Annotated in this window: 20 protein-coding genes and 1 other annotated feature; all 20 genes read left to right on the top strand. The window is 51.1% G+C overall.

Annotated features, from left to right (window positions below):
• Positions 1-40 precede the first annotated feature (40 nt).
• Positions 41-1,324 carry an HAAAP family serine/threonine permease gene (locus ACQKDS_RS07420; RefSeq protein ID WP_399668617.1) on the top strand — a complete coding sequence of 428 codons (1,284 nt, stop codon included), beginning with the start codon at positions 41-43 and terminating at the stop codon, positions 1,322-1,324.
• 146 nt (positions 1,325-1,470) lie between these two features.
• Positions 1,471-2,601, top strand: coding sequence for an ABC transporter substrate-binding protein (locus ACQKDS_RS07425; protein WP_399668614.1), 1,131 nt, complete (start codon positions 1,471-1,473; stop codon positions 2,599-2,601).
• An 820-nt stretch (positions 2,602-3,421) separates the two neighbouring features.
• A complete protein-coding gene (gene thrS / locus ACQKDS_RS07430; RefSeq protein WP_399668611.1) occupies positions 3,422-5,350 on the top strand; it encodes a threonine--tRNA ligase in 1,929 nt (642 codons plus the stop codon).
• A 3-nt stretch (positions 5,351-5,353) separates the two neighbouring features.
• Complete coding sequence (gene infC, locus ACQKDS_RS07435; RefSeq protein WP_399668717.1) at positions 5,354-5,905, top strand: translation initiation factor IF-3; 552 nt, start codon at positions 5,354-5,356, stop codon at positions 5,903-5,905.
• Between the two features lie 98 nt (positions 5,906-6,003).
• Entirely contained in the window at positions 6,004-6,201 is a 198-nt protein-coding gene (gene rpmI / locus ACQKDS_RS07440) for a 50S ribosomal protein L35 (protein ID WP_024485856.1), read from the top strand.
• Between the two features lie 43 nt (positions 6,202-6,244).
• Positions 6,245-6,601 carry a 50S ribosomal protein L20 gene (gene rplT, locus ACQKDS_RS07445; protein ID WP_004963673.1) on the top strand — a complete coding sequence of 119 codons (357 nt, stop codon included), beginning with the start codon at positions 6,245-6,247 and terminating at the stop codon, positions 6,599-6,601.
• A gap of 112 nt (positions 6,602-6,713) precedes the next feature.
• Positions 6,714-6,838, top strand: a sequence feature (Phe leader region).
• A complete protein-coding gene (gene pheM / locus ACQKDS_RS07450; protein WP_399668714.1) occupies positions 6,720-6,764 on the top strand; it encodes a pheST operon leader peptide PheM in 45 nt (14 codons plus the stop codon). (Overlaps the previous feature by 45 nt.)
• Positions 6,839-7,041: 203 nt before the next feature.
• Entirely contained in the window at positions 7,042-8,025 is a 984-nt protein-coding gene (pheS, locus tag ACQKDS_RS07455; RefSeq protein WP_399668607.1) for a phenylalanine--tRNA ligase subunit alpha, read from the top strand.
• A 14-nt stretch (positions 8,026-8,039) separates the two neighbouring features.
• The gene (gene pheT, locus ACQKDS_RS07460) at positions 8,040-10,427 is read left to right on the top strand and encodes a phenylalanine--tRNA ligase subunit beta (RefSeq protein ID WP_399668604.1); all 2,388 of its coding nucleotides are present in this window, start codon (positions 8,040-8,042) and stop codon (positions 10,425-10,427) included.
• Between the two features lie 4 nt (positions 10,428-10,431).
• The gene (gene ihfA, locus ACQKDS_RS07465; RefSeq protein ID WP_004943604.1) at positions 10,432-10,728 is read left to right on the top strand and encodes an integration host factor subunit alpha; all 297 of its coding nucleotides are present in this window, start codon (positions 10,432-10,434) and stop codon (positions 10,726-10,728) included.
• A 296-nt stretch (positions 10,729-11,024) separates the two neighbouring features.
• Positions 11,025-12,032 carry a vitamin B12 ABC transporter permease BtuC gene (btuC, locus tag ACQKDS_RS07470; RefSeq protein WP_399668600.1) on the top strand — a complete coding sequence of 336 codons (1,008 nt, stop codon included), beginning with the start codon at positions 11,025-11,027 and terminating at the stop codon, positions 12,030-12,032.
• 42 nt (positions 12,033-12,074) lie between these two features.
• A complete protein-coding gene (locus ACQKDS_RS07475) occupies positions 12,075-12,626 on the top strand; it encodes a glutathione peroxidase (protein WP_399668598.1) in 552 nt (183 codons plus the stop codon).
• Between the two features lie 15 nt (positions 12,627-12,641).
• Positions 12,642-13,397 carry a vitamin B12 ABC transporter ATP-binding protein BtuD gene (gene btuD, locus ACQKDS_RS07480; protein WP_399668711.1) on the top strand — a complete coding sequence of 252 codons (756 nt, stop codon included), beginning with the start codon at positions 12,642-12,644 and terminating at the stop codon, positions 13,395-13,397.
• A 403-nt stretch (positions 13,398-13,800) separates the two neighbouring features.
• Entirely contained in the window at positions 13,801-14,955 is a 1,155-nt protein-coding gene (gene arnB / locus ACQKDS_RS07485; RefSeq protein ID WP_399668595.1) for a UDP-4-amino-4-deoxy-L-arabinose aminotransferase, read from the top strand.
• Positions 14,942-15,922 (top strand): undecaprenyl-phosphate 4-deoxy-4-formamido-L-arabinose transferase, encoded by a 981-nt coding sequence (arnC, locus tag ACQKDS_RS07490; RefSeq protein ID WP_399668592.1) that lies wholly within the window; start codon positions 14,942-14,944, stop codon positions 15,920-15,922. Before arnB ends, arnC begins: the two co-directional genes overlap by 14 nt.
• Entirely contained in the window at positions 15,922-17,904 is a 1,983-nt protein-coding gene (gene arnA / locus ACQKDS_RS07495) for a bifunctional UDP-4-amino-4-deoxy-L-arabinose formyltransferase/UDP-glucuronic acid oxidase ArnA (RefSeq protein ID WP_399668708.1), read from the top strand. The genes arnC and arnA overlap by 1 nt, the downstream gene beginning before the upstream one ends.
• Positions 17,901-18,806 (top strand): 4-deoxy-4-formamido-L-arabinose-phosphoundecaprenol deformylase, encoded by a 906-nt coding sequence (arnD, locus tag ACQKDS_RS07500; protein ID WP_399668589.1) that lies wholly within the window; start codon positions 17,901-17,903, stop codon positions 18,804-18,806. The genes arnA and arnD overlap by 4 nt, the downstream gene beginning before the upstream one ends.
• Entirely contained in the window at positions 18,803-20,467 is a 1,665-nt protein-coding gene (arnT, locus tag ACQKDS_RS07505) for a lipid IV(A) 4-amino-4-deoxy-L-arabinosyltransferase (protein WP_399668586.1), read from the top strand. The genes arnD and arnT overlap by 4 nt, the downstream gene beginning before the upstream one ends.
• Complete coding sequence (gene arnE / locus ACQKDS_RS07510) at positions 20,464-20,808, top strand: 4-amino-4-deoxy-L-arabinose-phosphoundecaprenol flippase subunit ArnE (protein WP_399668583.1); 345 nt, start codon at positions 20,464-20,466, stop codon at positions 20,806-20,808. Before arnT ends, arnE begins: the two co-directional genes overlap by 4 nt.
• Positions 20,805-21,194 (top strand): 4-amino-4-deoxy-L-arabinose-phosphoundecaprenol flippase subunit ArnF, encoded by a 390-nt coding sequence (gene arnF, locus ACQKDS_RS07515; protein WP_399668580.1) that lies wholly within the window; start codon positions 20,805-20,807, stop codon positions 21,192-21,194. The genes arnE and arnF overlap by 4 nt, the downstream gene beginning before the upstream one ends.
• The last annotated feature ends 25 nt before the right edge of the window (positions 21,195-21,219 follow it).

The following is a 21,219-nucleotide window of genomic DNA, read 5'->3' on the forward strand; positions in this document are numbered from 1 at the left end:
AGCGCAATCGTGGTCGTTGTTGAGTAAAGTGAGCTGTCTTATGAGTACGATTTCACCAGATTCAGGCCCGCTGGCAATATCGCCATCGGCCAAATGGAATAAAACCGACACCGTCTGGATGTTTGGCCTTTATGCGACGGCGGTTGGGGCCGGCACGCTGTTTTTACCGATCAACGCCGGGCTAAATGGCGCATTGGTGCTGTTGCTGATGGCGCTGTTTGCGTTTCCATTGACTTACTTACCGCACCGTGCGCTGAGCCGTTTTGTGCTTTCTGGTTCCAGCCGCGACGGCAATATTCATGATGTCGTGGTTGAGCATTTTGGCGTACTGGCCGGTAAGTTCATCATGGTGTTATATCTGCTGGCTTTTTTTCCTATCGTGCTGGTGTACAGCATTTCGATCACCAATGCGTTGGATAATTTCCTTATCTATCAGTTTCAGGTGACGCCGCTGCCCCGTGTATGGTTAAGTCTGATGGTGGTGATCGTGCTGAATTTGGTGCTGCTACGGGGTAAGGACGGTATTGTCTCTGCAATGGGGATGCTGGTGTTCCCTCTGTTGGTGTTCTTACTGGGCATTTCCTTGTATTTGATACCAAGCTGGAATGTTTCTCACTTTACAAATGATTTGATGAATACCCCGTTTGAGAGCCCAACCTTGTGGCACTCATTGTGGTTAGCCGTGCCGGTGATGGTATTTTCATTTAGTCACGCCCCAATCATTTCCTCTTTTGCTTCGACTCAGAAAAGTCTTTATGGCGAACAGGCTGAGCGTCGGTGCGCGCGCATTATGCGTTACAGCTATGTATTAATCTGCGTAACCATTTTATTCTTTGTGTTCAGTTGCGTACTCAGTTTGTCTTATCAGGAAATGCAACAGGCGAAAGCGCAAAACATTACGGTATTGACTACATTGGCGAATAAGTTCTCCAATCCGCTGATTGCGTATCTGGCTCCGGCAATGGCGATTTTGGCGATGGCTAAGTCGTACCTTGGTACCTCGCTCGGGGTGACTGAAGGGGCAACCAGCCTGATAGATGGCATGACGCGAGCGATGGGAAAACCGTTATCGGTACTGACGACAAAAAGAATCTCTGCGGTTACGTTGTTTTTGCTGACGTGGGTGGCAACGGTGTGGAACCCAAGTGCATTGCACATTATTGAAACCATCAGCGGCCCACTGATTGCGGTAATTTTGTTTATTCTGCCGATGTATGCCGTACGTGCTGTGCCCGCGATGCGAAAATATCACGCATTGAGTAATCTTTTTATTTTGGTTATAGGGTTGATTGCGTTGTCGGCCTTGATTTATGGTCTGCTCTAAACGGGGGGCGCATCGCTGCGGTGCGCACCGTTCCCTCTGTTAACCGTTTTTTTCAATTAAACGGCACCCATCGCGAGTCAGGCTTTGATAATACAAGCGATTCTCATTACTATTTCTAAGTTGATATTCTCGCTTAGGAGCTTCACATGTATCGTTTTACCCGTACGGCTTTAATTTTCGCTTGCGCTCTCTCCACTCAGGCATTGGCGACCACTTATCCGCTTACGCTGACAGATACCGCAGGTCAAAACGTCACCCTAAAACAACAGCCGACGCGAGTGGTAATACAGGATGGGCGGGATATTCTGACGTTGGCGTTATTGGATCGCGCCGATCCGTTTTCCCGGCTGGTGGCATGGAATAACTTGCTCAAGAAAAGCGATGGAGCGACTTGGGATATTCTGAAAAGTAAATGGCCTGCGGCTAAAGATATCATCGATATGGGGTTCAGTGACAAAGGGGAAGTCAATCTGGAAAGTGTGATTGCCAAACAACCTGACCTGATGATTGCCCAGCTACGTTCCAAGCCATCACTGGAACAAACTGGCGTATTGGCACAGTTGAAAAAATTAGGTGTGCCGGTGTTATTTATCGATACGATGTTAAAACCGATAGAAAACACGCCGAAAAGCGTCACGCTGCTGGGGGAGGCGCTAGATCGGGAGCAAGAAGCCAAGCAATACACCGATTTTTATCAACGCCACTATCAGAACATTATTGATAAAACGCAATCGGTTGAACCTAAACCCATGGTGTTCATTGAAGCGAAAGCCGGTTTGAATGGCTTGGAGTCCTGTTGCTTTACCCATGCGCATGTTGGCTGGGGGGCTTTGGTGGAAGCAGTTGGAGCACGCAATATGGGTTCAGAGCTGTTGCCGGGGGCAACCGGCGATGTTTCTCTGGAAAAAGTGATCGCCTTAAAGCCTGATGTGTATATTGTTTCCGGTTCGCAATGGGCCAGTAAATCCAACGCGGCGGTGCCTTTTGGTTACGGTGTCACGCAGGAGCAAGTTAACGAAGCGTTTGAGCGGATGAAACAGCGGCCGGGTTTTGCGCCAGTAAAAGCCATACAAGATGGTCGTTTCTACGGTATTTATCACAATTTCTATAATCATCCTTACAATATTGTCGGGTTAGAATATTTGGCGAAATTTATTTATCCAAATCAGTTTAAGGATCTTGATCCGGCGAAGTCCTACAGTGAAATTCTTAAGCGTTTTACCGAGGTGCCGGAAGGTCAGGGAATTTTGGGTTCGCAGGCACCGATGGGCAAATAATCTGCCTCTGAGTGGAGGGAAAGCAGCCTGCTTTCCCTAAGTTATTATTGTGTCGCCATTCCGGCGCAGAAGCAGAATCTTCCTACTGCTTTATCGAATGATAAAATTAACTGTTGATATCGCCGCCAGGCCATTTGTTTAGCGCCTGGCGGCGTCCCATCATCGTGATGGGAGATTAAATTGAAGGCGAGTTGGGTTGTTCAGTAGACGTATTTTTGACATATGTCAAATTTGATAGTGATAAATTGGATATGGGAAAAATCTTAGTTTATTATATGGGAATTATCCTAATCCGCGAGCGGCTATATGGCTGATTTTACAGTAGTATCGAATGCTGATGCAGCGAAAGTTAGCAAAAATAATATCAAGCGTAATACTTGGCTTGGGGTCTTTGTGTTTTGCTTGGCTTTCTGGACCTGTGTCGCCTGGCTTTTGATCTAGTCCTCGCCCTTTTATGGTTAATGTTGAGTCGATTCGCCACACTAATTATTTACATTCCTTACTGACCCGTCAGACCTATCCCCCAATCGGTATTAAGGCATATCCAAGCTGCCAATATGCCTAAACCCAGTGATTTGCCGAGAAATTACTTATCAAAAAGTAGAGTGAGTGAACAGGTAGATGGTAGGGTAACCATGATGTTACAATACCCGTTCCGTTATGGCGTCACACCCTGGTACATCACAAGCTATGTCCCTATGCGTGTATATATTTGGCAGGGTGAAGCCAAATAGCGCTCATAACTACATGAAATTAAACAACACTGTGTTTCTATATGTGATCTGTCGTGTGGGTCACCACTGTAGATAAGGAATTATTAATGCCTGTTATTACTCTTCCTGACGGAAGTCAGCGTCATTATGACCACGCCGTTTCCCCTATGGATGTTGCTCGCGATATTGGTCCCGGCCTTGCCAAAGCCTGTATTGCCGGGCGGGTGAACGGTGAGCTGGTTGATGCCTGCGATCTGATTGAATCCGATGCCCAGTTGGCAATCATTACCGCTAAAGATGAAGATGGCTTGGAAATTTTGCGTCACTCTTGTGCGCACCTGTTAGGTCATGCCATCAAGCAACTGTGGCCGGATACTAAAATGGCCATCGGCCCGGTGATCGATAACGGTTTCTATTACGACGTTGACCTCGACCATACCTTAACGCAGGAAGATCTGGAGCTGCTTGAAAAGCGGATGCATGAGCTGGCTGCTAAAGATTACGACGTCATCAAGAAGAAGGTGAGCTGGCAAGAGGCGCGTGACACGTTTGCTGCACGTGGTGAAAACTACAAAGTGGCCATTCTGGATGAAAATATCAGTCGTGACGACCGTCCCGGCCTCTATCACCACGAAGAATATGTTGATATGTGCCGTGGTCCGCATGTGCCGAATATGCGTTTCTGCCATCATTTTAAACTGCAGAAAACCTCTGGTGCATACTGGCGTGGTGACAGCAAGAACAAGATGCTGCAACGCGTATACGGTACCGCCTGGGCTGATAAAAAACAGTTAAACGCGTATCTGCAACGTTTAGAAGAAGCGGCCAAGCGCGATCACCGTAAAATCGGCAAGCAGCTCGACCTGTATCATATGCAGGAAGAGGCACCGGGCATGGTGTTTTGGCATAATGACGGTTGGACTATTTTCCGCGAACTGGAAGCCTTTGTGCGCATGAAGCTCAAAGAGTACCAGTATCAGGAAGTGAAAGGGCCCTTTATGATGGACCGTGTGCTATGGGAGAAAACCGGGCACTGGGAAAACTATAAAGATGCCATGTTCACCACATCATCGGAGAACCGTGAGTATTGCATCAAGCCAATGAACTGCCCGGGCCACGTGCAGATTTTCAACCAAGGTTTGAAGTCTTACCGCGATTTGCCGCTGCGCATGGGCGAGTTTGGTAGTTGCCATCGCAACGAACCCTCCGGCTCTCTGCATGGTTTGATGCGTGTGCGCGGGTTCACTCAGGATGATGCCCACATCTTCTGTACGGAAGAACAGGTTCGTTCCGAGGTGAATGAATGTATCCGCATGGTCTATGATGTATACGGTACTTTTGGTTTCGAAAAGATAGCGGTGAAATTATCAACCCGTCCAGAGAAACGCATTGGAACGGATGACATGTGGACCCGAGCAGAGAATGATCTTGCCGCCGCGCTGACTGAAAACGGCATTCCGTTTGAATATCAGCCGGGTGAGGGTGCCTTCTACGGACCAAAAATTGAATTTACCCTGCATGATTGTTTGGATCGTGCATGGCAATGTGGTACCGTGCAACTCGATTTCTTCTTACCGGGTCGTTTAGGCGCGTCGTATGTCGGCGAAAACAACGAACGCGTAGTTCCGGTAATGATCCACCGTGCTATTTTGGGCTCCATGGAGCGTTTCATCGGCATCTTGACCGAAGAATACGCAGGGTTCTACCCAACCTGGATTGCTCCGGTACAGGTGGTGGTGATGAATATCACCGATAGTCAGTCTGATTATGTCCAGCAATTAACCAAAAAACTGCAAGAAGCAGGTATTAGGGTGAAAGCAGACTTGAGAAATGAGAAGATTGGCTTTAAAATTCGCGAACATACTCTACGTCGAGTCCCTTACATGTTGGTGTGCGGTGATAAAGAGGTCGAAGCAGGCAAAGTTGCCGTTCGTACCCGCCGTGGCAAAGACTTGGGAAGCTTAGACGTGAGTGAAGTCGTAGACAAGCTGCTAACAGAGATTCGCAGCCGTAGTCTTCATCAACTGGAGGAATAAAGTATTAAAGGCGGAAAACGAGTTCAACCGGCGCGTCCTAATCGCATTAACAGAGAAATTCGCGCGCAAGAAGTTCGCCTAACCGGCGTCGATGGCGAGCAGATTGGCATTGTCAGTCTGAATGAAGCTCTTGAAAAAGCTGAGGAAGCAGGCGTAGATTTAGTAGAAATCAGCCCAAATGCCGAACCGCCAGTTTGCCGAATTATGGATTACGGCAAATTCCTCTACGAGAAGAGCAAGTCGACCAAAGAACAGAAGAAGAAGCAAAAAGTCATTCAGGTTAAGGAAATCAAATTCCGACCTGGTACCGATGATGGCGACTATCAGGTCAAACTACGCAACCTGATTCGCTTTCTGGAAGATGGCGATAAAGCCAAAATCACCCTGCGGTTCCGTGGGCGTGAAATGGCGCACCAACAGATCGGTATGGAAGTGCTTAACCGCGTCCGTAAAGATCTGTGTGAAGACTCTGATCTGGCCATTGTCGAATCCTTCCCTACGAGGATCGAAGGCCGTCAGATGATCATGGTGCTCGCACCCAAGAAGAAACAGTAAGGCTTCCAAGTAATTCAACCCGTGCAGTGCTTGCGCTGCGTGGGTTTTATTCGCCTCACTGATTCGTTGTTTAACAATGCGAAGTGGATTTAATTAAAATGCCTAAGATTAAAACTGTACGTGGTGCAGCCAAGCGCTTCAAAAAAACCGGCAGCGGTGGCTTTAAGCGTAAACATGCTAACCTGCGTCATATTCTGACCAAAAAAGCAACCAAGCGTAAACGTCACCTGCGTCCGAAAGGCATGGTGTCTAAAAACGATCTGGTCCTGGTTATTGCGTGCCTGCCGTACGCATAAGCCACATTTTTTGAATCAAGAATAAGACTTTAGGAGAGAGCATATGGCTCGCGTAAAACGTGGTGTAATTGCACGCGCACGTCACAAGAAAATTTTGAAACAAGCGAAAGGCTACTACGGTGCCCGTTCGCGCGTTTATCGTGTTGCCTTCCAGGCAGTAATCAAAGCAGGCCAGTATGCTTACCGTGACCGTCGTCAACGTAAGCGTCAGTTCCGTCAGCTGTGGATTGCACGTATCAACGCAGCAGCTCGTCAGAACGGTCTGTCTTACAGCAAATTCATTAACGGCCTGAAAAAAGCCTCTATTGAAATTGACCGTAAGATCCTGGCTGACATCGCAGTATTCGACAAAGTGGCCTTTGGTGCACTGGTTGAAAAAGCGAAAGCAGCTCTGGCGTAAGAAAGTCAAAAGAGGGAGCTTGCTCCCTCTTTTAATCTTTGTGGCTTGAGACGATATTGGCTTTTGTTGATTGATGCTATATTACGGGGCGCCAATCTATTTGCAAGGTAACAGAACAATGTTCGCTGCTATTTTCCGTTTCTTTTTTTACTTTAGCGCCTGAACTCAGGAGGCTTTGCGCATAAGAAAAGAAACGAAAAGTAGCGCCTAAGCCTCCCCTGTGGAGGCTTTTTTGTTTTCAGCCATACCCTTTGTCTTGCAAACTACAGCGGCGTTGGCCGCAGGTGTTCACCTAGGTCACTTAGACTATCTAAGCTCCCGGGGACTCGCCCATTCGCAGCCAGGCTGTAGCTTGACATCCTATGGGTACGGACTAGGCCGAATAACATAAATTATCAGTCATTACTTAAGGCCATATCGGCCAAAGGAAGAGGAAAGCAATGCCACATCTCGCAGAGCTGGTTGCCAATGCTAAGGCAGCCGTAGAAGATGCCCAAGATGTTGCCGCGTTGGATTTGGTGCGCGTCGAATATTTAGGCAAGAAAGGCCATTTTACCTTGCAGATGCAATCGCTACGCGAATTGCCGTCAGAAGAACGCCCGGCAGCAGGTGCGGTGATAAACCAGGCAAAACAAGAGGTGCAGGACTCGTTGAATGCGCGCAAGAATGCGCTGGAATCTGCCGCGCTGAATGCGCGTCTGGCAGCCGAAACCATCGATGTTTCTTTACCAGGGCGTCGCTTGGAAAACGGGGGGCTGCATCCGGTAACTCGCACCATTGACCGCATTGAAACCTTCTTCGGCGAGTTGGGGTTCTCGGTTGCTATGGGGCCAGAAATTGAAGATGATTATCACAACTTCGATGCGTTAAATATTCCGGGTCACCACCCGGCACGTGCCGATCACGATACTTTTTGGTTTGACGCGACGCGTTTGCTGCGTACCCAGACCTCTGGCGTACAGATCCGCACCATGAAGAATCAACAGCCGCCAATTCGTATCATTGCGCCGGGCCGTGTTTATCGTAATGATTACGATCAGACTCACACCCCAATGTTCCACCAGATGGAAGGGTTGATAGTCGATAAAGACATCAGCTTTACCAATCTGAAAGGAACGCTGCACGATTTCCTGAACAACTTCTTTGAAGAAGATTTGCAGGTGCGTTTCCGTCCGTCCTATTTCCCGTTCACCGAACCGTCTGCTGAAGTGGATGTGATGGGTAAAAACGGCAAGTGGTTGGAGGTTTTAGGTTGCGGCATGGTACATCCAAACGTGTTGCGTAACGTAGGTATCGACCCTGAAGTCTACTCCGGCTTTGCTTTCGGTATGGGCATGGAGCGCTTGACGATGTTGCGTTATGGCGTCACCGATTTGCGCGCATTCTTTGAAAACGATCTGCGTTTCCTCAAACAGTTTAAGTAAGGCGGGAATATCACATGAAATTCAGTGAACTCTGGTTGCGCGAGTGGGTAAACCCGGCCATCAGCAGCGAAGCATTATCCGATCAAATTACCATGGCCGGGTTGGAAGTCGACGGCGTTGAGCCGGTCGCAGGGGCATTTAACGGCGTGGTTGTTGGCCACGTTGTGGAGTGCGGCCAACATCCAAACGCCGATAAATTACGCGTGACGAAAGTCAACGTGGGCGGTGAGCGTCTGTTAGATATTGTTTGCGGTGCGCCAAACTGCCGTACTGGATTGAAGGTGGCGGTAGCAACCGTCGGAGCCGTACTGCCGGGCGATTTCAAAATCAAAGCGGCTAAACTACGTGGTGAACCTTCTGAAGGTATGCTGTGTTCGTTCTCCGAGCTGGGTATTTCCGACGATCATGATGGCATCATTGAACTACCGGAAGACGCCCCGATCGGCACCGATATCCGCGAATACTTGAAGTTGAATGATAACACCATCGAAATTAGCGTAACGCCGAACCGTGCAGACTGCCTGGGGATCATCGGTGTGGCGCGTGATGTCGGTGTGCTGAATCAGGTGGCATTAACCGAGCCAGACATGAGCCCGGTTGCCGCTACCATTAGCGATACGTTGCCTATTCGCGTAGAGGCACCGCAGGCTTGTCCACGTTATTTGGGGCGTATCGTTAAGGGCATTAATGTTAATGCGTCAACCCCATTGTGGATGCGTGAGAAACTGCGTCGCTGCGGTATTCGCTCGATCGATGCGGTAGTTGATGTCACCAACTATGTACTGTTGGAACTGGGTCAGCCAATGCATGCGTTTGATTTGAATCGCATTGAAGGCGGTATCGTGGTGCGTATGGCGCGTGAAGGTGAAACCCTCACGCTGTTGGACGGCAATGAAGCCAAACTGAGCGCAGATACTTTGGTGATTGCCGACCAGCAGCAAGCGTTGGCAATGGGGGGCATTTTCGGCGGTGAACATTCCGGTGTGAATGACCAAACTCAAGACGTATTGCTGGAATGTGCGTTCTTTAACCCACTCGCCATCACCGGTCGTGCTCGCCGTCAAGGTTTACATACCGATGCCTCTCACCGCTACGAGCGTGGCGTTGATCCGGCGTTGCAGCATAAAGCGATGGAGAGAGCGACCCGTTTGCTGCTTGATATCTGCGGTGGCGAAGCCGGACCGGTTATTGACGTAACGGATGAAAGCGCATTGCCGAAGCGTGCCACCATTACGCTGCGCCGTGAAAAACTGGATCGTCTGATCGGCCACGTGGTGCCGAGTGAGCAGGTGAGCGATATCTTACGTCGACTAGGCTGTGAAGTTACTGAACAGGGCGACAACTGGCAGGCGGTTGCGCCAAGCTGGCGTTTCGACATGGAAATCGAAGAAGACTTAGTGGAAGAAGTCGCACGTGTTTACGGCTACAACAATATCCCTGATGTACCGGTACGTGCCGATCTGGTCATGACTCATCACCGCGAAGCAGACTTAACCTTGAAACGGGTGAAAACCCTGCTGGTTGATCATGGCTTCCAGGAAGCGATCACCTACAGCTTTGTTGATCCTAAAGTTCAGGCGCTGCTGCACCCGAATGAAGACGCGTTGATCCTGCCAAGTCCGATCTCGGTTGAGATGTCTGCGATGCGCTTGTCATTGTGGACTGGCTTGCTGTCTGCGGTAGTGTACAACCAGAACCGCCAGCAAACGCGTTTGCGTTTGTTTGAAAGCGGTCTGCGCTTTGTGCCTGATAGTTCAGCAAATCTGGGTATTCGTCAGGATGTCATGCTAGCTGGCGTGATTGCTGGCCACACCCATGATGAACACTGGGATCTGGCAAGAAAGCCGGTCGACTTCTATGATCTAAAAGGCGATTTGGAATCTGTACTGGAACTGACGGGTAAATTATCTGAAATTCAGTTCAAGGCAGAGGCGAATCCGGCATTGCATCCGGGGCAGAGTGCGGCCATTTATTTACACGGCGAGTGCATTGGTTTCATCGGTGTAGTGCATCCAGAACTTGAGCGTAAACTGGATCTTAACGGCCGCACCGTGGTGTTTGAACTGCAGTGGGATAAGGTCGCAACCCGCGTGGTGCCTCAAGCGCGGGAGATTTCTCGCTTCCCGGCAAACCGTCGAGATATCGCTGTTGTGGTGGCTGAAAACGTCCCAGCAGAAGATATTTTGGCAGAGTGTAAGAAAGTTGGCGCAAATCAGGTAGTTGGCGTAAACTTGTTTGATGTGTATCGTGGCAAGGGCGTAGCAGAGGGTGATAAGAGCCTGGCTATCAGTCTGGTATTGCAGGATACCGCTCGTACACTGGAAGAAGAGGAGATAGCCGCTACCGTTGCAAGATGTGTAGAGGCTCTAAAACAGCGATTCCAAGCATCCTTGAGGGATTGAACCTATGGCGCTTACTAAAGCTGAAATGTCAGAACACCTGTTTGAAAAGCTTGGGCTGAGCAAACGGGACGCAAAAGACCTGGTTGAACTGTTCTTTGAAGAAGTCCGTCGGGCTCTGGAGAACGGGGAGCAGGTTAAACTGTCAGGTTTTGGCAATTTTGATCTGCGTGACAAGAACCAACGCCCGGGGCGTAACCCGAAAACCGGCGAGGACATTCCTATTACGGCGCGCCGCGTGGTCACTTTCCGTCCAGGGCAAAAGTTGAAAAGCCGGGTGGAAAACGCGAGCCCGAAAGAATAACTTGTGTGAAACCAAAAAGGCCGCTTTCGCGGCCTTTTTTTTGCCATAAAGCGGGCGTAAGTCAATCACGCCAAACGCTTAGCAAAAAGTGACGTGTTGATTGCGAGTCTCTCCATTATTTGCCTGCTTTCCATGTTGAAGTGAACATTTCAAAAGTAAGCCATTACACAATCTCGTTTACAGTCTCCATTTCCGGCTTACAAAGGCTTCCACTTCCGGCGCTTACCCCCTACTATTTGTCTTCAGACGTTAACTATCAGGCTACTTTCTCACCGCCGACAGGAATTGCTGCATCCATGCCAACCAGCCAGACTTTTTCTTTATTGATTCAACATCAGCGCCAGCGTGACAAACGACATTTGTCATTATTAAGTGTGGGGGTGGCGATCGCATTTGTGTTCAGCCTTAGTGCGGGTGAAATCTGGCTTTGGCCGAGCCAGTGGTTTAGCGAGGCGGCCGAGCTCTTTGTCTGGCAACTGCGGCTACCGCGCGCAATCGCCGTCATGTTGGTTGGTGCCAGCTTGGCGGTGGCCGGCGCGGTGATGCAAGCGCTGTTTGAAAACCCATTGGCTGAGCCGGGGCTGTTGGGCGTGGCGAACGGTGCGGGCGTGGCGTTAGTTCTGACGCTGTTGCTCGGCAATGGTTTATTACCGGTTGCGGTGATGAGCTTGAGCGCGATTATTGGCGCGCTGTTAATGACCTTTTTGTTGTTGAGTTTTGCACGGCGGCGATACTTGACCAATGCGCGGTTGCTGCTGGTGGGCGTCGCGTTGGGGATTGTTTGCAGTGCAGTGATGACGTGGGCGGTGTATTTCAGTTCCAGTCTCGATCTACGCCAATTAATGTATTGGATGATGGGCGGTTTCGGCGGGGTTGATTGGCGGCAGAAATGGTTGGTGCTCGCGTTGTTACCGGTGTTGCTCTGGCTATGCCTGCAGGGCAGAGTGCTTAACTTTATGGCATTGGGTGAAGTACAAGCGCGGCAACTGGGGCTGTCGCTGCAACTGTGGCGTAACCTATTGGTGTTGGCGATAGGCTGGTTAGTTGGAGTCAGCGTAGCCTTGGCGGGTGTGATTGGCTTTGTCGGTTTAGTCATTCCACATATGTTGCGGCTTAACGGGTTGACCAATCAACGCTATTTATTACCGGGCTGTGCGTTAGCCGGTGCTGGCGTGCTATTGACTGCGGATGTGGTCGCCCGAATTTCTTTACTGTCGGCGGAGTTGCCGATTGGTGTCGTTACTGCCACGCTTGGCGCACCCTTATTTATTTGGTTACTGATCCGCGTAAAGCGCGTACGGTAAGCATTTCTGCTCACGCCTCAAAGAACAATAGGATACAGCATTATGACGCAGGCAATTTATGACATTCCGCTCGAGACTATCGACAACCAATCTATCACTTTGGAACACTATAAAGGCAGCGTGCTGCTGGTGGTTAACGTGGCGTCAGAATGTGGTCTGACACCACAGTATGCAGGATTGGAAAGTTTGTATGAGGCGTATCAGCCGCAAGGTTTTACCGTACTCGGCTTTCCGTGTAACCAATTTCTTGCCCAGGAGCCGGGCAGTAATGCTGACATTCAGGCATTTTGCCGTGGCACTTTCGGCGTCCAATTTCCGATGTTCAGTAAGATCGCGGTCAACGGTGAGCAGCGCCATCCGTTGTATCAGGCGTTGATTGCCGCTAAACCCGACGCGATAGTGCCGGAAGGCAGCGAGTTTATGGCGCGGCGGATCGCTAAACATCAAGGGCCAAAGCAACGTGGAGATATTCTGTGGAACTTCGAAAAATTCCTGATTGCGCGTGATGGTACGGTTCTGCAACGTTTTGCGCCTGACATGCAGCCGGAAGATCCACGTATTGTTGCGGCGATCGCCTCAGCGTTGGCGAAATAGTGTATGCGAAGCACTTTGCTAAAACTCAGCCAAGTTGGCGTTGCGGGTCGTTTGGATCCATGTTCTGCTCAGGTTGAGGCAGGTCTACAGGTACATTTAATCGGGCCAAACGGTGCCGGTAAAAGTACCTTGTTGGCCTGTTTGGCAGGTATCCAGCCCTGTGACGGTGAGGTTCAACTGGCAGGACAGTCGCTAACCCGCTATCAGGGGCGTGAGTTGGCGATACGTCGGGCATACCTGAGCCAACAACAGCCTCCGGTGGCACTGATGCCGGTGTTTCAATATTTATCACTGCATCAGCCTTTAGGCGTTGAACAGCGGCTGCTGGAAAATACCATTCTCTATCTGTGCAAGCGGCTGAAGTTGATAGACAAATTGCCGCAGATGTTGACTCAGCTTTCCGGTGGTGAGTGGCAACGGGTGCGCTTGGCCTCGGTGCTCTTACAGGTGTGGCCGACGATCAATCCGCACAGCCAAATCGTGTTGTTAGATGAGCCAACCAACAGCCTGGATGTTGCACAAAAAGTGGCATTGGACCGGTTGCTACGTGAGTTTTGCCAAAGTGGTCGAAGTGCACTGATCTGCGCACATGACCTTAACCATACTTTGCAACAGGCCGATAGAGTGTGGTTACTGCATGGTGGGCGTCTAGTTGAACAAGGTGCGACCCAGGAGGTCATGCAGCCGGAAATATTGTCGCAAATTTATGATGTCGATTTTCATTTACACGCAATAGGCGAGCAGCGCTGGATCATGACGCGAACCGCTTAACCTTTCATTGAAGCCATTGTGGCAACATCAATGGAAAGTAAACAAAGTTGATTTAAATAACTGGCCGCATTGTCGGTCATTATTTATTTTTAACCGAATACTGCCTCCCGTTTCTTTAAGCCCACCTAAGCAATATTATTTTTAAATAATCTTTATGAAAATCAATGTGCCGCCATTTTATTTTAATTTGTTGTTTTTTATGAATAAATATTTTCATTTTGCTGTTTGCAATTAGACGAGATTGACTTAGTGAAATAAATCCCTTCTTAAGGTTTCGTTAAGCTTCAATTCGTAGATTGTTTGTCAATCCACCATGGTGATTTTCTCTTGCGTTTACTATCCGTTAAATAAAAGAGATTTACAGTGGCGTTAATAAACATGTAGATACGTTTTGGGGTTAACAATGGAACCATTTCTGCCTTTTTCACGCCCAGCAATTGGCGAGCAAGAAATTGCGGCGGTTGAAAAAGTGTTACGTTCCGGCTGGATAACGACAGGTCCACAAAATCAGCAGTTGGAGCAGGATTTCTGCCAAGCCTTTGGTTGTCGGCATGCGATTGCCGTGTGTTCTGCCACGGCAGGTATGCATCTGACGTTGATGGCGTTGGGCATCGGGCCGGGTGATGAGGTCATTACGCCATCGCAAACCTGGGTTTCAACCCTCAATATGATTGAGTTACTTGGTGCTACGCCGGTGATGATCGATGTTGACCGTGAAACGCTGATGGTGAGCGCTGCCGACGTTGAAGCCGCGATAACGCCCAATACTAAGGCGATTGTTCCGGTGCATTATGCGGGAGCGCCGCTGCCGCTGGACGCGCTGAGGGCAGTAGCACGGCGCCATCATGTGCCATTGATTGAGGATGCGGCGCATGCGGTGGGTACCCGTTATCGCGATGAATGGGTTGGTGCCCGCGGCACGGCGATCTTTTCTTTCCATGCGATTAAGAATCTGACCTGCGCCGAGGGGGGACTGATCGCCACCGACGATGATGCATTAGCTCAACGGCTGCGTAGCCTGAAGTTTCACGGTTTGGGCATTGATGCGTTTGATCGTCAACGTCAAGGCCGAAAGCCACAGGCCGAAGTGATGGAGCCGGGCTATAAATACAACCTTTCTGATATTCACGCCGCGATTGCGGTCGTGCAACTGCAACGTCTGGCTGCGCTGAACGCCCGCCGCGAAGCGCTGGCGCAGCATTACCTGGCGGCGTTGCAAGATTCGCCATTCCAACCCTTGGGCGTGCCGGAGTACCCGCATCAACATGCCTGGCATCTGATGATGGTGCGCGTCGATGAAGCGCGCTGTGGCCTCGATCGCGATACCTTGATGGCGCGCCTTAACGCCCAGGGTATTGGCAGCGGGCTGCATTTTCGGGCGGCACATACCCAGAAATATTACCGCGAGCGTTATCCGCATCTGTCGCTGCCCAATACCGAATGGAATTCTGCACGGTTGTGTACGCTGCCGTTGTTCCCTGATATGACCACCGCGGATGTAGAGCGCGTGGTTGAAACGTTGTTTTCTGTGGTGGAGTTATCCCGTGTCTCGCGTTGAACCGATCAAGAAAGTCTCCGTGGTTATCCCGGTTTTTAATGAACAAGAGAGCCTGCCAGTGCTACTCGAACGTACCACTGCGGCCTGCAAAAAACTGTCGCAGGCCTATGAGATCATTCTGGTAGATGACGGCAGTAGCGATAATTCTGCTGAGCTGTTGACCACTGCGGCTGAGCAAGCGGGCAGTTGCGTGATAGCGGTATTGCTCAATCGTAACTATGGGCAGCATTCGGCGATCATGGCCGGTTTTAATCAGGTCACTGGCGATCTGGTGATAACGCTGGATGCCGATCTGCAAAATCCTCCGGAAGAAATTCCCCGTCTGGTGAGCGTGGCCGAGCAGGGTTATGACGTAGTGGGCACCGTGCGTGCCAACCGCCAGGATTCGTGGTTCCGCAAAAGCGCCTCGAGGCTGATCAACATGATGATCCAGCGTGCTACCGGCAAATCGATGGGGGATTACGGTTGTATGCTGCGCGCCTATCGTCGTCACATCGTTGAAGCCATGCTGCATTGCCACGAGCGTAGCACCTTTATTCCTATTTTAGCCAATACCTTTGCGCGGCGAACCACCGAAATTCAGGTAACCCACGCCGAGCGCGAATTTGGCGATTCTAAATACAGCCTGATGAAGTTGATCAACCTGATGTATGACCTGATCACCTGCCTGACGACCACGCCGCTGCGTTTGCTCAGCGTGGTGGGCAGCGTGGTGGCGCTGTCCGGGTTTGTCTTGGCCGTTTTGTTGATCGTGATGCGTTTATTGTTGGGGCCTGAATGGGCTGAGGGCGGGGTATTCACCCTGTTTGCAGTGCTGTTTACCTTCATTGGTGCGCAGTTTGTTGGCATGGGGTTATTGGGTGAGTACATCGGTCGTATCTATAACGATGTACGTGCTCGCCCACGTTATTTTGTTCAAAAAGTGGTTGGAAAACAGCTGAACCACAACACTCAGGAAGAAGAATGATGAAAGCTATTGTATTTGCTTACCATGATATTGGTTGCGCTGGTTTAAAGGCGTTGACTGAAGCTGGCTACGACGTTCAGGCGGTATTTACCCATACTGATGAGCCGGGTGAGAATACCTTCTTCTCTTCGGTAGCACGCGTGGGGGCGGAACTGAACTTGCCCGTTTACGCCCCAGAGGATGTTAACCATCCGCTGTGGGTCGAACGTATTCGCGAGCTACAGCCGGATATCATCTTCTCGTTCTACTACCGCAACCTAATCGATGACGCCATCCTGTCGTTGGCACCGTTGGGCGGTTTTAACCTGCATGGCTCTTTGCTGCCACGCTACCGTGGCCGGGCGCCGATCAACTGGGCGTTGGTCAACGGCGAACAAGAAACCGGCGCGACGTTGCATAAAATGGTTAAACGTGCCGATGCTGGCGATATTGTCGCGCAACATCGGGTGGCAATCTCCGCTGACGATACCGCGTTAACGCTACATCATAAAGTCCGTGAAGCCGCGCAGGTGGTATTACGTGAAGCGTTACCGATGTTGAAGAACGGCACCGCCATTTTGACGCCACAGGACGAAGCGCAAGCCAGCTATTTTGGCCGCCGTACGCCCGCCGATGGCGAGATCCAATGGCATAAATCTGCCGCTGATATTCACAATCTGGTGCGTGCGGTGACTGAACCGTATCCAGGCGCCTTTAGCTATCTTGGCCAGCGCAAACTGACGGTATGGCGTTCCCGCGTATTGAATGAGCAGCACGGCAAACAACCGGGCACCGTATTACGTAATACGCCGCTGGTGATCGCCTGCGGTGAGGGCGCACTGGAAATCATCACCGGGCAGAGCGAAGGGGGGCTGTATGTCCCCGGTAGTCGTCTGGCGCAGGAAATGGGCATCATGGCCGACGTGCGTTTGACCACCAAGCCAAGCAGTGTGGTGCAGCGCAGAACGCGGGTGCTGATCCTCGGGGTTAACGGCTTTATCGGTAACCATCTGACTGAGCGTCTGTTGCGTGAAGACCGCTATGAAATTTACGGGCTGGATATCGGTTCCGATGCGATTAGCCGCTTCTTGGATAATCCGCGTTTCCACTTTGTCGAGGGGGATATCAGCATTCACTCCGAATGGATTGAATATCACATCAAGAAATGCGATGTGGTGCTACCGCTGGTCGCGATCGCCACGCCAATCGAATATACCCGTAATCCGTTGCGCGTTTTCGAGCTGGATTTCGAAGAAAACTTAAAGATTGTGCGTGACTGTGTGAAATACAACAAACGCATTATTTTCCCATCGACGTCAGAAGTGTACGGCATGTGTGACGATAAGCAGTTTGATGAAGATACGTCACGGTTGATTGTCGGGCCAATCAATAAACAGCGTTGGATTTACTCGGTGTCGAAACAGTTGCTGGATCGGGTGATCTGGGCCTACGGTGCCAAAGAGGGATTGCGCTTTACACTGTTCCGCCCGTTCAACTGGATGGGGCCACGTTTGGATAACCTTGATGCGGCTCGCATCGGTTCATCACGGGCTATTACCCAGTTGATCTTGAACCTGGTGGAAGGTTCGCCAATTAAATTGGTGGATGGCGGGGCGCAGAAACGCTGCTTCACGGATATCAATGACGGTATAGAAGCCCTGTTCCGTATTATCGAAAATCGCGACGGTTTGTGCGACGGGCAGATCGTTAACATCGGTAACCCCACCAATGAGGCCAGCATCCGTGAACTGGCAGAGATGTTGTTGGACAGCTTCAACCGACATCCTTTGCGCGATCGCTTCCCGCCGTTTGCCGGCTTCAAAGATGTGGAAAGCAGCAGCTATTACGGTAAAGGTTATCAGGATGTCGAACACCGTACGCCGAGCATCAAGAATGCGCAGCGCTTGCTGAATTGGCAGCCAACGATTGCGATGCAGCAAACTGTCGCCGATACGCTGGATTACTTCCTGCGTACTACCGCTGAGGCAGGTAACGTGGCATGAAGCGCGTCGGCTTACGGGTTGACGTCGATACGTTTAGCGGCACCCGTGACGGTGTGCCGCGCCTGTTGCGCTTATTCGACACGTACCAGATTCAGGCCAGTTTTTTCTTCAGCGTTGGGCCGGACAATATGGGGCGCCATCTGTGGCGCCTGTTAAAGCCACGTTTTTTGTGGAAGATGCTACGTTCGAACGCCGCCTCACTGTACGGTTGGGATATTTTACTGGCGGGTACCGCTTGGCCGGGGCGGCAGATCGCGCGTTCGCTAGGGTCAGTGATGAAACAAACGGCCATGGCGGGTCATGAAGTGGGCTTGCATGCTTGGGATCACCAAGGGTGGCAGGCTAACGCAGGCCGCTGGAGCGAGGCGGAACTGGTACGGCAGACTCAACGGGGGCTGGATGCCTTAACTGCGGCGATCGGCCAACCGGTGAAATGCTCCGCAGTGGCCGGTTGGCGTGCCGATTCACGGGTATTAGAGGTGAAACAGCGCTTCGGTTTCCACTATAACAGCGATTGCCGTGGCAGCGAGCCGTTTCGCCCTCGGCTGAGTGACGATCGATTTGGTACGGTACAGATTCCGGTGACCTTACCGACCTTTGATGAGGTGATCGGCAGTGAGGTCAGTCTGGCGAACTTCAACGATTACATTCTACAGGCGATCGAAAACCATTCTGGCGTACCGGTCTACACCATTCATAGTGAAGTAGAGGGTATGTCTCAAGCGACGATGTTTGAACAATTGCTGCAACGTGCGCAGCAGCAAGGCATTGAGTTTTGCCCGCTGAGCAGGTTACTGCCACAGGATCTGACCTCGTTACCTGAGGGGCGAGTTATTCGTGCACCATTCCCAGGGCGGGAAGGTTGGTTAGGCTGTCAAACTGCAACAAAGGACGAAGAATGAAGGCATCAAAAGTGGCTTGGGGCGGGTTGCTGGCCCTGTTTTTCGCGATAGTGTATCTGATCCCGATTAACGGCCGTTTGCTGTGGCAGCCGGATGAGACGCGCTATGCCGAAATTAGTCGTGAAATGTTGCAACGCGGCGATTGGCTGGTGCCGAATCTGCTTGGATTACGTTATTTTGAAAAACCGGTGGCGGGTTACTGGTTCAACAATATCAGCCAGTGGTTGTTCGGCGATTCCAACTTTGCGGTGCGTTTTGGCTCGGTGTTCAGCACCGGTATTACCGCCTTGGTGGTGTTTGGCTTAGGCTGGTTGATGTGGCGTAACGCACGCCGTGCCGGACTGGCGACGCTGATGTTCTTGTCGATGGTGCTGGTATTTAGCATCGGTTCCTACAGCGTGCTCGATCCAATGATCGCATTGTGGCTATCTGCCGCGATGTTCAGTTATTACCTGACGCTGCGTGCCACGACGGTGAAGGGTAAAGTCGGTGGCTATGTGTTGCTCGGGTTGGCCTGTGGCATGGGCTTTATGACCAAAGGCTTTCTGGCGTTAGCGGTACCGGTGATTGCGGTATTGCCGGTTGCTATCGGCCAACGGCGCTGGCGGGACTTACTGATTTATGGGCCGCTGGCGATTGTTGTAGCGGCATTGTTGAGCCTACCGTGGGCGTTGGCGATTGCTCAACGTGAACCGGATTTCTGGCACTACTTCTTCTGGATTGAACACATTCAACGTTTTGCCGAGAGCAATGCCCAGCATAAAGCCCCATTCTGGTATTACTTGCCCATATTAATGGCGGGAGTGTTACCGTGGTTGGCACTATTACCGGGCGCTTTAATCAAAGGCTGGCGTGAGCGTAGCGGGCGGCCTGAGCTGTTCTTTTTGTTAAGTTGGGTGGTCATGCCGCTGATTTTCTTTAGCATCGCCAAAGGAAAATTACCGACGTATATTCTGCCATGCATGGCACCGTTAGCGCTATTGATGGCGGCCTATGCGGAAGACGCTGCCGCTGCGTTACGTCAGAAGGTATTCAAGTGCAACGCGTTGTTGAACGGATTATTTGGCGTGTTGGGGATGGCGGCGTTGCTGACAATTGGTCTGGGTCTCCTGCCGCGGGTGCATTTATTCACCACGCATGAGTGGCCAAAAATATTTCTCGGCGTGATCGCTTTTGCGGGTTGGTTACTGTTCGCCGTGGTATCGGTGCGCGACGGGGCTAAGCGTTGGCGCTGGGCCGCAGCTTGCCCGCTGTTACTGTGTTTGTTGATCGGTTACGCCATCCCGCAACAGGTGATTGACTCCAAACAACCCCAGCACTTTATTCGCGCCAATCAGACCACACTTGAGCAGAGCCAGTATGTGTTGAGTGATAGCGTCGGGCTGGCGGCCGGGTTGGCGTGGCAACTTAAGCGCAGCGATATTCTGATGTATAGTGAAAAAGGTGAAGTGGCGTACGGGCTTGATTACGCAGATGCACGTAGCCATTTTGTCAGTGATGCCCATTTCCCTCAGTGGCTGGCGCAGGCGCGCAAGCAAGGCAACGTTTCACTGGTGTTGCAACTGTCGCGCGGTGAAGGCATCCCAACCAGCCTGCCGAAGCCTGATAGCCAACAACGGATGAATCGGTTTGTGCTGCTGTGGTATCAGCAACAGCCATGATCGGTTATCTGTTGGTGCTGTTGGTCAGCCTGTTAACCTGTGCAGGTCAGCTCTGCCAGAAGCAGGCGACCCGCAGTGGGGAATTGCCCGCAGCTATGCGCCGCCGTCACGCGCTGCGTTGGCTGCTGCTGGCGCTACTGTTATTGGCATCGGGTATGGCATTGTGGCTCAGTGTGCTGCAACGGCTGCCGCTCAGCGTTGCTTATCCGATGCTTAGCCTGAATTTCGTGTTGGTAACGCTGGCGGCGCGCTGGCTGTTCAATGAGCCGACGACGCTGCGCCATTGGTGCGGCGTCGCCTCGATCATGCTGGGGATTTTTTTGATGAGTATCAATCCGTGAAAGGTTACGGTTGGGGCGCAGCGAGCATATTGCTAGTGACGTTGTCACAATTACTGATGAAATGGGGCATGATGCAGTTACCGCCGTTGTCACTTAATGACGTCAGCGTAACATTGTTGCGGCACTATCAGGTGCCATTGCTGGTGGTGAGCGGGGGAATCGGGGGCTATGCGCTGTCGATGCTGTGTTGGTTCTTCGCCTTACGTTGGCTGCCGCTGAGTTGCGCATACCCGTTGCTCAGTATCAGTTATGCATTAGTGTATCTGGCGGCGGTCATGTTGCCGTGGTTCGCTGAGTCAGCAACCTATCTGAAAACGCTGGGCACACTCTGTATTCTATTTGGCGTTTGGTTGATTAACGCCGGTAAGGCGCAAGGTCATGGATAACGGTGCTAAACGCCAGCGCTAAACC

Origin of the sequence: Serratia sp. NPDC078593, assembly GCF_050268245.1 — a bacterium.
In the GTDB taxonomy this organism is placed as follows: domain Bacteria; phylum Pseudomonadota; class Gammaproteobacteria; order Enterobacterales; family Enterobacteriaceae; genus JBNNGK01.

What these genes read in the sequence shown, in the direction of transcription:
- arnE (WP_399668583.1), top strand. Translation starts at nt 20,464, where the DNA reads ATGATCGGTTATCTGTTGGTGCTGTTGGTCAGCCTGTTAACCTGTGCA.
- arnA (WP_399668708.1), top strand. Translation starts at nt 15,922, where the DNA reads ATGAAAGCTATTGTATTTGCTTACCATGATATTGGTTGCGCTGGTTTA.
- btuC (WP_399668600.1), top strand. Translation starts at nt 11,025, where the DNA reads ATGCCAACCAGCCAGACTTTTTCTTTATTGATTCAACATCAGCGCCAG.
- rpmI (WP_024485856.1), top strand. Translation starts at nt 6,004, where the DNA reads ATGCCTAAGATTAAAACTGTACGTGGTGCAGCCAAGCGCTTCAAAAAA.
- pheT (WP_399668604.1), top strand. Translation starts at nt 8,040, where the DNA reads ATGAAATTCAGTGAACTCTGGTTGCGCGAGTGGGTAAACCCGGCCATC.
- ACQKDS_RS07420 (WP_399668617.1), top strand. Translation starts at nt 41, where the DNA reads ATGAGTACGATTTCACCAGATTCAGGCCCGCTGGCAATATCGCCATCG.
- thrS (WP_399668611.1), top strand. Translation starts at nt 3,422, where the DNA reads ATGCCTGTTATTACTCTTCCTGACGGAAGTCAGCGTCATTATGACCAC.
- ihfA (WP_004943604.1), top strand. Translation starts at nt 10,432, where the DNA reads ATGGCGCTTACTAAAGCTGAAATGTCAGAACACCTGTTTGAAAAGCTT.
- arnD (WP_399668589.1), top strand. Translation starts at nt 17,901, where the DNA reads ATGAAGCGCGTCGGCTTACGGGTTGACGTCGATACGTTTAGCGGCACC.
- pheS (WP_399668607.1), top strand. Translation starts at nt 7,042, where the DNA reads ATGCCACATCTCGCAGAGCTGGTTGCCAATGCTAAGGCAGCCGTAGAA.
- ACQKDS_RS07475 (WP_399668598.1), top strand. Translation starts at nt 12,075, where the DNA reads ATGACGCAGGCAATTTATGACATTCCGCTCGAGACTATCGACAACCAA.
- rplT (WP_004963673.1), top strand. Translation starts at nt 6,245, where the DNA reads ATGGCTCGCGTAAAACGTGGTGTAATTGCACGCGCACGTCACAAGAAA.
- arnT (WP_399668586.1), top strand. Translation starts at nt 18,803, where the DNA reads ATGAAGGCATCAAAAGTGGCTTGGGGCGGGTTGCTGGCCCTGTTTTTC.
- ACQKDS_RS07425 (WP_399668614.1), top strand. Translation starts at nt 1,471, where the DNA reads ATGTATCGTTTTACCCGTACGGCTTTAATTTTCGCTTGCGCTCTCTCC.
- arnB (WP_399668595.1), top strand. Translation starts at nt 13,801, where the DNA reads ATGGAACCATTTCTGCCTTTTTCACGCCCAGCAATTGGCGAGCAAGAA.